Source organism: Parasporobacterium paucivorans DSM 15970, from assembly GCF_900141895.1.
In the GTDB taxonomy this organism is placed as follows: Bacteria; Bacillota; Clostridia; order Lachnospirales; family Lachnospiraceae; genus Parasporobacterium; species Parasporobacterium paucivorans.
The window spans coordinates 1-13,205 of record NZ_FQYT01000033.1; the positions used below are offsets into that span (position 1 = coordinate 1).

16 protein-coding genes are annotated in these 13,205 nt (G+C 43.6%); 14 read left to right on the forward strand and 2 right to left on the reverse strand.

All coding sequences use genetic code 11. The annotated features are described in order from the left end of the window. Positions 1 to 257 (forward strand): IS3 family transposase (locus BUA79_RS11615; RefSeq protein WP_143147920.1); only part of this gene is annotated, 257 nt, incomplete at its 5' end. Positions 258 to 335: 78 nt separating this feature from the next. Here the strand turns inward: BUA79_RS11615 and BUA79_RS11620 are convergent. Continuing rightward, positions 336 to 1,010 carry a Crp/Fnr family transcriptional regulator gene (locus BUA79_RS11620; protein WP_073994587.1) on the reverse strand — a complete coding sequence of 225 codons (675 nt, stop codon included), beginning with the start codon at positions 1,008 to 1,010 and terminating at the stop codon, positions 336 to 338. Between the two features lie 201 nt (positions 1,011 to 1,211). Between BUA79_RS11620 and BUA79_RS11625 the strand changes: the two genes are divergently transcribed. From BUA79_RS11625 to BUA79_RS11640, 4 genes are read left to right on the forward strand one after another with little or no spacing between them, the layout of a single operon-like run. Next, complete coding sequence (locus tag BUA79_RS11625) at positions 1,212 to 2,081, forward strand: metal ABC transporter solute-binding protein, Zn/Mn family (RefSeq protein WP_073994588.1); 870 nt, start codon at positions 1,212 to 1,214, stop codon at positions 2,079 to 2,081. Further along, entirely contained in the window at positions 2,081 to 2,836 is a 756-nt protein-coding gene (locus tag BUA79_RS11630) for a metal ABC transporter ATP-binding protein (RefSeq protein ID WP_073994589.1), read from the forward strand. The genes BUA79_RS11625 and BUA79_RS11630 overlap by 1 nt, the downstream gene beginning before the upstream one ends. After that, a complete protein-coding gene (locus BUA79_RS11635; RefSeq protein WP_073994590.1) occupies positions 2,830 to 3,672 on the forward strand; it encodes a metal ABC transporter permease in 843 nt (280 codons plus the stop codon). The genes BUA79_RS11630 and BUA79_RS11635 overlap by 7 nt, the downstream gene beginning before the upstream one ends. A 15-nt stretch (positions 3,673 to 3,687) precedes the next feature. After that, positions 3,688 to 4,125, forward strand: coding sequence for a Fur family transcriptional regulator (locus BUA79_RS11640; RefSeq protein WP_073994591.1), 438 nt, complete (start codon positions 3,688 to 3,690; stop codon positions 4,123 to 4,125). A gap of 62 nt (positions 4,126 to 4,187) precedes the next feature. Here BUA79_RS11640 and BUA79_RS11645 read toward each other — a convergent pair whose 3' ends face one another. Beyond that, positions 4,188 to 4,532, reverse strand: a complete 345-nt coding sequence (locus tag BUA79_RS11645; RefSeq protein ID WP_073994592.1) for a DsrE family protein — start codon at positions 4,530 to 4,532, stop codon at positions 4,188 to 4,190. A gap of 138 nt (positions 4,533 to 4,670) precedes the next feature. Here BUA79_RS11645 and BUA79_RS11650 point away from each other — a divergent pair, with 138 nt between their 5' ends. The 9 genes from BUA79_RS11650 to BUA79_RS11690 form a co-directional block, all read left to right on the forward strand. Then, positions 4,671 to 5,885: a chloride channel protein gene (locus tag BUA79_RS11650; protein ID WP_073994593.1), complete on the forward strand. Its 1,215-nt coding sequence runs from the start codon at positions 4,671 to 4,673 to the stop codon at positions 5,883 to 5,885. Between the two features lie 24 nt (positions 5,886 to 5,909). Beyond that, complete coding sequence (locus tag BUA79_RS11655) at positions 5,910 to 6,914, forward strand: inorganic phosphate transporter (protein ID WP_073994594.1); 1,005 nt, start codon at positions 5,910 to 5,912, stop codon at positions 6,912 to 6,914. 20 nt (positions 6,915 to 6,934) lie between these two features. Next, positions 6,935 to 7,606, forward strand: a complete 672-nt coding sequence (locus BUA79_RS11660) for a DUF47 domain-containing protein (RefSeq protein WP_073994595.1) — start codon at positions 6,935 to 6,937, stop codon at positions 7,604 to 7,606. A gap of 125 nt (positions 7,607 to 7,731) precedes the next feature. Further along, complete coding sequence (locus BUA79_RS11665; RefSeq protein ID WP_073994596.1) at positions 7,732 to 8,949, forward strand: ABC transporter substrate-binding protein; 1,218 nt, start codon at positions 7,732 to 7,734, stop codon at positions 8,947 to 8,949. Positions 8,950 to 8,951: 2 nt separating this feature from the next. Next, positions 8,952 to 9,653 carry a GTP-binding protein gene (locus BUA79_RS11670; RefSeq protein ID WP_073994597.1) on the forward strand — a complete coding sequence of 234 codons (702 nt, stop codon included), beginning with the start codon at positions 8,952 to 8,954 and terminating at the stop codon, positions 9,651 to 9,653. Continuing rightward, a complete protein-coding gene (locus BUA79_RS11675) occupies positions 9,646 to 10,656 on the forward strand; it encodes an ATP-binding cassette domain-containing protein (protein WP_073994598.1) in 1,011 nt (336 codons plus the stop codon). Before BUA79_RS11670 ends, BUA79_RS11675 begins: the two co-directional genes overlap by 8 nt. Positions 10,657 to 10,852: 196 nt before the next feature. Beyond that, the gene (locus BUA79_RS11680) at positions 10,853 to 12,127 is read left to right on the forward strand and encodes an ABC transporter substrate-binding protein (RefSeq protein WP_242941699.1); all 1,275 of its coding nucleotides are present in this window, start codon (positions 10,853 to 10,855) and stop codon (positions 12,125 to 12,127) included. A 117-nt stretch (positions 12,128 to 12,244) separates the two neighbouring features. Further along, the gene (locus tag BUA79_RS11685) at positions 12,245 to 12,985 is read left to right on the forward strand and encodes an ABC transporter ATP-binding protein (RefSeq protein WP_094757453.1); all 741 of its coding nucleotides are present in this window, start codon (positions 12,245 to 12,247) and stop codon (positions 12,983 to 12,985) included. Then, positions 12,985 to 13,205 (forward strand): ATP-binding cassette domain-containing protein (locus BUA79_RS11690; protein ID WP_143147921.1); only part of this gene is annotated, 221 nt, incomplete at its 3' end. The genes BUA79_RS11685 and BUA79_RS11690, both read left to right, overlap by 1 nt.

The following is a 13,205-nucleotide window of genomic DNA, read 5'->3' on the forward strand; positions in this document are numbered from 1 at the left end:
CATATGTTTATACACTTAAAGAAAATAGAGTTTTTCAGAGTATGTCCAGAAAAGGAAATTGTCACGATAATTCTGTAATGGAAAACTTCTTTGGAATCATGAAACAGGAAATGTATTATGGTGCAGTTTTTTACAGCTACGAAGAATTGAAAGAGACGATAGAAAAATACATAAAATATTATAACGAACAAAGAATCAAGGAGAAACTAGGATGGATGAGTCCAGTAGAATACAGACTCAACCTCTTGGCTGCATAAAGAAATAGCGTAGCAGCTAAAAAGCTACTACGCTATAAAGTCTAACTTATTGGGGTCACATCAAGAGGGCATCTTTTTTTATATAAGATGTTTAAGCTTGTTCTTGTCAGTAATACGGATGGAACCCCTGGATTGCTCCAGAATTCCCTGGTTTTGGAAGGCTTTCAGCATTCTGGAGACGACCTCCCTGGCACTTCCAATGTATTTTGCAATCTGATCCTGTGTCAGAGTTATTTCATCGGAATCCGATTTATTTAGTTCATCCAGTAAAAAAATCGCAAGCCTTTTGTCAAAACTAAGAAAGAGTATCTGTTCGAATGCCCACATGACATCCGAAAAACGTTCTATAGTATTTTTATATGCAAAATTTTCCACGTATACGTTCTGGCTGTGCAAGCGGCTGAAGGCGCCTATGTTAAGCAGATAAGCTTCCGTGTCGCTCTCTGCGTCGATATGGACGTCAAAAGTGATATTGTTCAGTATGCAGGAAGCTGAAAGGACACAGACATCATTCGGAGATAATCTGTACAAGGTCACTTCGCGTCCGTCTTCGGAAAGAATGTAAACCCGAAGGCCGCCGCTTTTAATAAGGAGCACGCCCAGGCATTCACTATCTGAACTGTGCAGGTTAAAACCTTTGTTGTATTTCACTTTCACAATATTGTTTTCAAATATGTTTTTTTCGAGGGGATTAAGCTTATCCCAAAAATCAAAATGCGTAGCAACATAGGTTAATTCGTTTTTATCCAACATGAATGAATCCTCCATCTGTCCTGGATACACAATCTTTCTTTATCATTGAATATAGTAACACCAAATAAGAAATATTTAAAGCCGATTTTATTGGAATGAAAAAAGCCGGCATTGCTGTATTGTTGACACACGGAAGGGAATGGAATATAATCAATATTGCGAATGGTTTGCATTTGCAATATTGATTACTGGGAGAAAACTATGAAAAATATTATAAATCCTTTGCTTTTAACGGTGTTATTTGTGGGTGTGATTTTCCTATATGGGTGCGGTAGTAGAGAAAATTCAGGTTCTGAAGAAGGGAAGCCTATAATTGCAGTGTCCATTGTTCCTGAGAAGACTTTTGTGGAAGCGGTGTGCGGGGATCTTGTAGAAGTTGTCACGTTGATACCGCCGGGGGCCAGTCCGGAAACCTACGAACCGTCACCATTGGAAATGGAGAAGTTTGGTGACTCATCCCTTTATTTTTCCATCGGCGTCGCCGCTGAGGAGGCAAATATCCTGCCGAACGCCGGAGACTTGGAGGTGATCCCACTTCAGGATGAAGTGGCTGCCGTGTATGAAGACAGGACATTTGAATCCGGGGAAAGAGATCCCCATATATGGCTTTCTCCAAAAAGAGTAAAGGTAATGATATCTGTCATCGCCCGTGAAATGGGGATTCTTGACCCGGCCAACCAAAATACCTATGAGAAAAATGCTGAAGCATATATTGCAAAACTAGATAAACTGGACGGGGAGATAAAGGATTCCCTGAAAGGCGTTGAAAACAAAAAAATCATTGTTTACCATCCCGCTTTCGGGTATCTTGCAGAAGATTACGGCCTTGAAATGTACGCCCTCGAAGAAGAAGGAAAAGAAGCAACTCCCCAGCATTTGCAGGAAATGATAAAGCTGGCAAAAGAAGAAGACATCAAAGTGATTTTTTACCAGGAAGAAATCGACAGCAGCCAATCCGAAGCTTTCGCAGAGGAAACAGGAGGAAAGACAGTACAGCTGGCTCCTCTGGCGGCCGATTATATCGAAAATCTTAAGAAAATGGCGGATACAATGGCGGAGGTGATGCAGTAATGGGAAAAGCGGTGCAGATAGATCATTTATCCGTCTATTATGGGGACACGCCAGCTATCAAGGATGTCTGTCTGGAAGTTGCTCAGGGAGAATTTCTGGGTATCATTGGTCCAAATGGAGGCGGAAAATCCACATTGCTCAAGGCTATTTTGGGTCTGATTCCTGCAAATACGGGAACCATACGTATTTTCAGCGACGGTCCGCTGGGTTATGTACCCCAGTTTGCGACAATGGATAAACGGTTTCCGATTTCAGCCCTGGAAGTGGTGCTGACAGCAAGGCAAAAACCGGGTCTGTCTTTGTTTAAAGGATATTCCAAAGAGGATCGGACGATGGCCCTGATGCAAATGGAAAAAGTCGGGATACAGAACCTGGCAAAGAGGCAGATTGCTGGATTATCAGGTGGGGAATTCCAGCGGCTGCTGATTGCCAGGGCGCTTGCACTGGAACCAAAGATTCTTCTGCTGGACGAGCCGACGGCCAGCGTGGATGCTGGATCCAGGACGCAGATTTATAATCTTCTTGAGGAGTTGAATAAAGACATGACAATCATCCTTGTGTCCCATGATTTACTTGCCGTATCGTCCAAAGTTCAAAAGCTCGCCTGTATGAACGGAGAACTGGTTTATCACGGAGAACCTGAACTGAGTGAAGGTGTTGTGAATAAATTATACGGATGCCCCGTTGAACTGATTGCCCATGGAGTCCCTCACCGGGTATTAAAAGATCATGAAGGAGGGATGCATAAATGTTAAGTGCACTGTTCGAATACCAGTTTCTTCAGAATGCCCTGTGGGCATGCCTTTTGGCCAGCATTGTATGTGGAATCATCGGAGTAATGGTCGTGGAGAAGAAACTGGTCATGATGAGCGGAGGGATTGCCCATACTGCTTATGGAGGCGTGGGACTTGGATATCTGCTGGGATTTGAACCAATAATAGGGGCCTTTATCTTTTCAGTCGGGGCAGCGCTTGGGATAGGTTATATAAAGAGAAAAGGTGGAGTACGTTCAGATATCATCATCGGTCTATTCTGGTCCCTGGGAATGGCGCTGGGGATCATATTCATATCTTTAATGCCGGGTTACCCGCCGGATCTGAACTCATATCTTTTTGGAAATATTCTGTCTGTAACAAGATTAGATCTGAATATGATGATTATAATGACATTTATAACAGTTGTTGTTATTATTGCATTATTTAATAATTGGAAAGCGTATCTGTTTGATGATGAGTTCGCATCCATAATAGGTATAAAGACAGTCTTTTTGGAATATTTTCTTTTGATATTGGTAGCTATGACAATCGTCGTTTTAATCAGGGTAGTAGGAATCATAATGGTGCTGGCGCTTCTGACGGCGCCTGCAGCTATGGCGGGCATTTTCACATCCGGATTAAAAAGCCGAATGATAGGGGCGGTAATATTTGGAGCTGTTTTCTGCATTGCAGGTCTTTGGGCTTCCTATGCCTTAAACCTTGCCTCGGGGGCATGTATCGTAATTTTGGCTGTGTCCTTTTGTTTCTTTGCATTTGCAGCCCGTTCCGTCAGAATGAAACAAAAAAGAAAAATTGCCTCAAGCCGCAATGAGTGAAGGGAGTTGTGCAGTTTGGAAAGAAAAAGACAGGAATATGAGGAAAGGCTGAGAACCAGAGGGCTTAGGAGCACAAAGGGACGCAGAGCCGTGTTGGAAACGCTTATGAAAAGCGGTCAGCCGCTGGCCGCGGAGCAGATTTTTCTATTGTTAAAAGAAAGGGACTCACAAATCAACCTTTCAACAGTTTACAGGACCCTGGAATCACTGGAAACGGCCGAATTGATTACAAGGATCAGTATCCATAATGACGATAGGATGCTGTTTGAATACAATTGTCTGGGGCACAGGCATTATCTGGTCTGCACAGAGTGCAAAAAAATCATAACTGTCCAGCACTGTCCCTTAGGAGAGTATGAAAAGGCGTTGGAAAATGAAACCGGATTTTCGATTTATGGGCATAAGCTTTATTTGTACGGGTATTGTCCGCAATGCAAAACTAAAAACACATGAGAGAGCTTCTCCTAAAGTTGAACTGCACCCCAATCGGAGTGCAGTTTTTTGTGTGAAAAATATCATATAGTAATCAACTTTTCGTTGTTCTGAAGGATTTCTGTAAGAGGAAGGCCCCATGGAATCACTTCTATTCCCAAATCTTCCAACTTTGCCTGTACACCAAGCTGTTTCGCACAGCTTATGCAGGCAGAAAATCGTACTCCGGCATGAACAGCCATTTCCATGGAATTCTGAATGCTTATATTTTCGGCAGCCAGCTTTGCGGTAGATCCCCAGATAATTACGGTCACCTCATCCCACCAATTGTGCAGCATGCTGTTGGTGGCATACATCATGACCATATATTGAGATGTATGTAGATCTGCATTTGTCCATAAAATAAATAATTTTCTGCTGTTATCCATAGAATCTCCTGAACTGTTTTTAATAATTATAGCATACAGGAGAGATACGTGTGAAGCAGCAGAGCTGTTTTTGTTTGCTTCTGCGTTGTTTTTTGATACAATAAAGAAAATCGAAGTAGTTTGAAACGGGGAGGATATGTGAATTTTATAAAATTAAAATACAAGGATATATTAATAGACACATTGATTGCCCTGCTGATCGGCATTATTGTGGGAGCGTTAGATGCCCTGTTCGGAAGGGTGTTGCTCGCAATAACGGAATTCAGGTATCAGAATATGATCCGACTCTTGCCTTTTTTGCCGGTTGCCGGCGTTTTCATCGTTTTGATGTACAGGAAATTGAATGAAGAATCCATGAAAGGTATGTCGTTGATTTTTCAGACAGGACACGGTGAGCGGGAAGTTATTCCGAAAATGATGGTTCCTCTGTTGATAATTACTACCTGGATAACACATCTGTTTGGAGGAAGTGCAGGACGGGAGGGCGTGGCAGTCCAGCTGGGGGCTGTTGCGGCTCATAACATAGGAAAGGCTTTTAGACGGCCCGATAATTCAAGAATATTGCTGATTACCGGAATGGCCGCAGGATTCGGCGGGCTTTTTCAGACACCCCTGGCGGCAACATTATTTGCCCTGGAGGTTTTGGTTGCCGGAGTTATCCGGCACGAAGCGTTGCTGCCGGCGCTGACTGCAGCATTCGTAGCCAGCAGGACATCCCATTTGCTGGGACTTGAAAAATTCTCCGTGAATGTTACGGATGCTTTGACATGGAATATACAGACTGTCTGGAAAATTGTTCTGATATCCTTCTGTTTTGGCATCGTTGGCGGACTTTTTGCTTTTACTTTGAAAAAAACCAAATTGATGCTTGGCAAACTTATAATTAATCCGGTTGTCAGAATAGCCATTATGGGCGTGATTCTGGCCATCCTGATGCTTCTTTTGCATATGGGAAGATATACAGGACTTGGAACAAACCTCATAGATAGCAGCTTCTCGAACGGCAGCATTTATTCATATGACTGGATTTTAAAGTTTGTTTTCACCATTCTCACCCTGGCTGCCGGTTTTCAGGGAGGAGAGGTCACCCCCCTGTTTGCTATAGGAGCGGCACTGGGCGTCCTGCTGGCCATAATGACAGGTCTTCCGGTTATGCTTGTGGCCGCTCTGGGATATGCCGCAGTATTCGGAAGTGCGACAAATACGCTTCTGGCACCCATGCTGATGGGGGCGGAGATATTCGGACCGGAGAACATCCTGTATTTTGCCATTGTTTGTTCAATTGCTTATGTTTTCAATGGAAATCAGTCAATCTATGGAGGACAGGTTCAATTCAGATACTTTGACAAATGAAAAAGGTTAAGGATGTGAAAATCTATGTCAATTGCGCTCATCGTTGTTGTGTTTCTTATCTGTTTTTCCGTATTTGTCAATGGTTGGACAGATGCTCCAAATGCCCTTGCGGCGGTAATATCTACCCGTGTGTTAAAACCCAGGGCGGCTATTGTGCTGGGAATTGTCTTTAACACATTGGGTGTATTTGTTCTGGGTTCTTCTGTTGCTGTAACCATGGCCAATATCGTGACAATAGGCACGGGCAGGGATGCCCTGGTAACATTGGGTGCAGTGCAATTCGCAGTTATAATATGGATTATTACCGCCTGGAGATTTGGAATACCTGCAAGCGGTACACATGCCATGGTTGCCGCACTGCTGGGGGCAGGAATATCCGTTGATGGGATGAATGCGCTCAATATGGAGTATGTTTTCAAGGTTTTAATCGGTATGCTGTCTGCGACTCTGGCAGGCTTTACTCTTAGTTTTATAGCTACGAAAATGATCAGGTTCTCTTCAAAGAATATAAAAAGGGGTCCGGCTGACAGATTTTTTTCGGCAGGGCAGATTTGCAGCGCATCCCTGATGATTTTCAGCAATGGAGCCCAGGATGGTCAGAAATTTATGGGTATCTTTTATCTGGCTCTTGTACTGGGAGGAAGATATCCCGAAGATATATCATCGGGTTTTACTATACCGATATGGATTATGCTCTTATGCGCAATCCTGATGGCGGCTGGCATCTCCAGCGCAGGGTACAGAATTATAAAACGCATGGGGATGGAAATGGTGCAGCTGGAAAAATATCAGGGATTTGCTGCGGAACTGGTTTCATCCGGAAGCATGATAGTTTCCACACTGGTTGGAATACCCATGTCCAGCACCAATGTGAAAAGTGCGGCCATGATAGGTGCAGGGGCGGTGAAAGGCATAAATAAGGTGAAATGGGGCGTTGCCAGGGACATCATGATTGCCTGGGCATTAACATTTCCCATATGCATTTTACTGGGGTTTTTGCTTGCTGAATTGTTCAGGTTCATTTTCTAATGTGGCATTAAGGAGGAGTTATGGGAGAAGAAAAGCGGTCTGTTGGTTTTGCCAGGAAATTTAAGGATAAATTTCTGAAAGAAAAAGTGGATTATTTTGAAATATTTATCGAGGGCGTCCGATTTCCATTGGAGGCGGCAAAAAAACTTCAGGATTCCATTTCCCATGAAGATATATATGAAAAGGATCTTCTGGTCATTAGGGAAATAAAGAAAGAAGGAAGCAAACATGTGGATACATCCCTTAGGATAGTGGAGGATGCGTTCATTACCCCAATTGATCAAAGGGATATCATTGAAATCCTGAACGGGATAGATGATATTCTTCACAGCATAGAGTCCGTTGCAAAGCATCTCTACATTATGAAAGTGCCAAAAAGCGATGCGTTCATGGTGTCCTTTGTTGATAACATCATCTCCATAAGTGAACGTCTATATGACCTTATGGTTATATTCAGAGAGTTTAAAAAACATCCGAAGGCAGAAATCTTCAAATTGATAAGCGAAATAGGAGATCTTGAGGAAGAAGGAGACAGAATTTATGCAGAAGGCATGATTCATATCTTTGACGTCGAAAAAGATCCGATTGAGCTCATGAAAAAAAAGGAAATCTACAAGAGGTTGGAATATTCCCTGGACTGCTTCAATCGGGTTGCAGATATGGTTGGAAACCTTATTGTTGCCACATTATAAAATAAGTTCGAATCGAGGAGGAATACGTGATACTGTGGGGAACATCAGCAAAAGATGTTGCGGGCGCAACGAAGTGCACGGATGTGTCATAGTATAATGAGGAAAAATCAGGAGAGTGATGAAAGATGGAAAATGTATTTTTGGATATAAAAGACACGCTGTTCAATATCACTGAAAAACATAAAGATGCATTAGATTTGCTTGTTTCGTTGGGGTTTGAAAAACTGAAGGATGAGAGCATGAGGGAAGTGTTTGGAAAATCCATTTCTCTGGAAACTGCTCTGAAATTAAAAAAGATTGATGTGCAGGTTTTTGAAAATCAATTGATGGAAAAAATGCGGGAGACAAAAGATAAAAATGGCGACTCGTCTATTCACAAAGGAAGTATTAAGATTGTGGGTGTTCTGCCATGCCCGGTCCGGGCCCCGCTGACCGAAGGCTTTGAAAAATGGCTTAACGAGCAGAAGTTTGATTTTGAACTGGATTATGAATTTAAGGCAGCATCTATGGGTGTGGACTGGCTGGTTGATGGCCTGGAGAATAAAACAGTGGATGAATTGCCGGATTTATTTATTTCTGCCGGATTTGACATATTTTTTGACAAAAAACTCCTCGGAAAGTTTAAAGCGGATAATTTGTTTGAAGATATAACCGGGATCGAGACCTACCATGAAGATTTTCACAATGAGTATATTCAAATGGAAGATCCAAACAGGCAGTATTCTATCGTGGGTGTCGTCCCTGCAGTGTTCCTGATAAATACGGATGAATTAAAGGGAAGGAAAATACCTTCATGCTGGAAAGACCTGTTATCAGAGGAGTTTGAAAATAGTGTAAGCCTTCCGATGCAGGATTTTGATCTTTTTAATGCGATTCTTCTCAATATATACAAGATATATGGAGAGGAGGGAGTAAGAAAGTTAGGGAAAAGCCTGCAAAGAAGCATGCATCCCGCAGAGATGGTAAAGTCCCACATAAAGAAACAGGACAGACCGGCCGTTACCATTATGCCATATTTCTTTTCCTGGATGGCAAAAGCAGAAGGTCCGATGAAGGCTGTCTGGCCAGAAGATGGAGCTATTATCAGCCCGATCTTCATGTTGAGCAAAAAAGAGAAAAAAGACAAGCTGAAACCAATTGTTGATTTTCTTGCATCTAAGGAGGTTGGGGAAATTCTTGCCCATAACGGAAGATTTCCCAGTGTGAATCCGCAGGTGGACAATCGTATTGATAAGAAAAATAAATACATGTGGCTGGGCTGGAACTTCATAAAAGAACATGACCTCAGCAGTCTGATCAAGGAATGCGAAGCTTTATTCAATAGCGGCGCAGAAAGGGAATGACTATGAATCTTGTAACTGTATCGGGGCCTCCTTCCTCAGGGAAGACCTCCATAATTTTAAAAACAATTGAAGCCATTAAAAATCGTGGCTTATCCGTTGGGGTCGTGAAATTTGACTGCCTGTATACGGATGATGACATCCTGTACGAAAAAGCGGGAGTACCTATAAAAAAGGGATTGTCGGGGTCTCTTTGTCCGGATCATTTCTTTGTAAGCAATATTGAAGAGGTTGTTGATTGGGGAAAAAGCCAGAATCTGGATCTTCTGATTACGGAAAGTGCCGGATTGTGCAACCGCTGCTCACCATATATTAAAGGAATAACGGCTGTCTGCGTTATTGATAATTTAAGCGGAATCAATACCCCTAAGAAAATCGGCCCAATGCTTAAAACGGCTGATATCATTGTTATAACAAAAGGGGATATTGTATCCCAGGCGGAAAGGGAGGTTTTTGCCTCCAGGGTGAATTCGGTAAATCCACAGGCTTTGATCATAATGGTAAACGGATTAACCGGGCAGGGGGCATTTGAACTGAGCACTTTGTTCTATGAAGAAGAACGCAGCATTGAGACAGTGAAGGGCAAAGAGTTAAGATTCCCTATGCCGTCCGCATTGTGTTCGTATTGCCTGGGTGAAACAAGGATTGGGGAAAAATACCAGATGGGAAATATCAAAAAGATAAACATGGGTGATGAAAATGATTAGAGTGCATGAATTGGAAAAACAGAAAATCAGAGACATTGAAAACAAATATCCGTTTGTCTTATCCTTTTTTGAAAACAATAAATTGGATATAAAAGATTATCAGGAAAACACTCTTGAAGAATATTTCGATTCTTTTGCCCAGGAAGATATTGAGGAATGGGCAATTGACATTCCTAAGCTAAAATCAGGTCTGGCTGCATTCATTAACCAGATGCTGGAATTTCTCGGACTTGAAAAGGACCGGGTGGATTATATAACAATAATTGCCGGGAAGGATAAGTACGGAAATAGGGAGAATTTTGATGAGCTTGTCGTACGCAAAGGCGAAATAGTATCCATAGTCGGTCCGACCGGGTCGGGAAAAAGCAGGCTTCTTGCAGATATTGAATGGGCGGCCAACAAGGACACACCCACAGATAGAATTATTCTGATCAACGGTGAGATTCCGGATAAAAACATCCGTTTTTCAACAAGCAACAAGCTGGTTGCGCAGTTATCGCAGAATATGAACTTTATAATGGATTTAAGTGTCCGGGAGTTTTTGGAACTGCATGCAAAGAGCCGGATGGTTGACAACGAGGCGGAGGTTATCCGGAAAATCATTGATGCGGCAAATGAGCTGGCGGGGGAGAAATTCGATCTGGACACACCGGTGACCAGGCTCAGCGGAGGTCAGTCCAGGGCGCTGATGATAGCGGATACGGCCATATTGAGCGCTTCACCCATTGTACTGATAGATGAAATCGAGAATGCAGGAATAGACAGAAAGAGGGCCCTCAATCTTCTTGTGAATGAAGACAAAATCGTGCTGATGGCTACTCATGATCCGAGTCTTGCGCTGATGGCAACCAAAAGGATCGTAATTAGAAACGGCGGTGTCTACAAAGTTATTAATACGGGTAAAGAAGAAAAGATGATTCTGGTTGAACTGGAAAAAATGGATCGAATCATCAATGATATGCGGTCAAAGCTCAGAGAGGGCCAGATTTTAGAATCTATCTAATAAAATCCCGGAAAAGATGTGTTGAAAAACGCATCTTTTTATTTTTTTGAAATTGGAATATTAAGAATATTCGGAAATATTTAGGATATTCGGAATAGTGCACAATAAAAGGTGTGGATGTTGACAATAATTATACAAAGTGCTAACCTTGAACAAGGATTAAATGATTCTATTATTTAAATTCAAGGAGGAAATTATGAAAAAGGTTAAAAGGATTATCGCAATTGCCTTTGCACTGGCATTGACATTTTCAATGACAGCCTGCTCAGGAGGATCTGGCGGAGACACGACCTCCGCCGACAAGGATTACATCATTGTAGGGCGGGTGGCTCCCCTCACTGGAGCACTGGCATCATTCGGAAAAGGCTCACTGGAAATGGAACAGGCAGCAGTGGAGAAGCTGAACGCAGATGGAGGCATCTACATCAAGGAATATGACAAGAAGCTCCCTATCAAATTCGTTATGGCCGATTCTGAGTCGGATACCACCAAGGCTTCCGAGGCGGCCACAAAGCTTATCAATGAAAGCAAGATTGATGTAATGATCGTATCCCATACTGTAGATACAGTAAACCCAGTTACAGCCGCCTGCGAACGTGCAGGCATTCCATGTATTTCTGTGGATGCACCGGCTGATGCATGGCTGAGCGGCGGACCATACACGTCCAGCTTTCATGCTTTCTTTGATACCAAGACAGAAATCTCCTGCTTCATCGATGCATGGGATCTGGCAGACACAAACAAAAAAGTTGGCATCCTTGCAGCCAATGATAATGAAGGCATCGAGGTATCCGCAAATGTGGCAGAATATGCCGAGGCCAGAGGATATGAAGTATATGATCCGGGCAGATTTACTTCCGGTGCCTCTGACTACACATCCATCATCAACGATTTAAAGAAAGCGGACTGCGACATCATCGTAGGCGTTATGATTACACCGGATTTCGCGACTTTCTGGCAGCAGTGCCACAGCCAGGGTTATGTACCTAAGGTATCCACCATCGCAAAAGCATGCCTCTTCAGGGCAGATGTAGCAGCTATCGGCGACAATGGACTGGCAAGCGGCGTGGTTTCTGAAGTTTGGTGGACACCGAACCATCCTTTCAAATCATCCCTTACCGGCCAGACATGTGCTGAAATCGGCCAGATCTGGACAGATCTCTTCAACGAGCCTGCAGCACCAACATGCGGATATAAATATGCAAACGTGGAAATCCTGGTAGACATCCTGACAAGGGCAGCTTCCCTGGATCCGGATAAAATTGTGGCAGCGGCAGCAGAGACAGATCTTGACACGATCGTGGGACATGTGAAATACAACAAGGATCACGTATCTGTCATGAGCCTGGTTACCGGACAGTGGGTTTACCACGAGGATGGAACCTGGACCCAGGAAATCATTGCCAACAAGCAGATTCCAGACTGTCCAGTATCGGCTGAGATGATTACTCTTCCGGGTGCGACACAGTAATTGTTTTTGGAAGTTGTTGTAATTAAATTTTTACTGGCTAAAATATAATATCTAACAGCCGCCATTGGTCATTATGGCGGCTGTAAATGAATGACAGTCAGTTAGGAGGAACCATAATTGAGCGAAATAAATGATAACGTAATACTGGAAGTGAAGAATCTGGGCATTTCGTTTGGAAATAATCATGTTCTGCAGTGCGTGAACTTCGAGCTGCACAAAAACGAAGTGCTAGGGGTCATCGGACCAAATGGAGCCGGTAAGACAGTTATGCTGAACATCCTTACAGGAATCCTTAAGCCCACCAAGGGCATTATCCTGTATGAGGGAAAAGATATCTCCCACCACAGCGTCTCTCAGAGGTGCCATGAGGGGATCGGGCGTACCTTCCAGGTGCCCAGGCCCTTTGAAAAAATGACCGTATTGGAAAATATCATGGTCGGCGGAGTATTCGGTGCGAAGCTTACAGAAAAGCAGGCCAAGGAAAAGGCCGTGGAGATAGCGGAGACCATCGGCCTGCAGGACAAGCTGCCTCTGTTTGCCTCCAAGCTGGGACTTCTGGACCGTAAGCGTCTGGAGATTGGAAGAGGCCTTGCCACGAATCCCAAAATCCTGCTTCTGGACGAAGTAGGCGGTGGACTGACGGAAACGGAAGTAGGCTATGTAATCGATATGGTGAAAAAAATCCAGTCTCAGGGCGTAAGCGTCATCTGGATCGAGCATATCATCCGTACGATGCTGGAAGGAACGGACCGGGTTCTACTGCTTGCGGAAGGGGAGAACGTCATCTGCGGAAAGCCGCTGGAGGTCATGCAGTCCAAGGAAGTGTCGGCAGTATACATGGGAGGAGATGAGGAATAATGTCATTATTGGAGATTAAGAACCTGGATGTGAATTACGGGGATTTCAAGGCCGTGAAGGACATCAGCTTAAATATAGAAGAGGGCTCCATCGTCTCCCTGATCGGAGCCAACGGAGCCGGAAAGTCCACCATCATGAACACTATAAGCGGGATCCACAAGCCCAAAAGCGGACAGATCCTGTTTGATGGCCATGACATCACCGGAAAGAAGCCGCATAC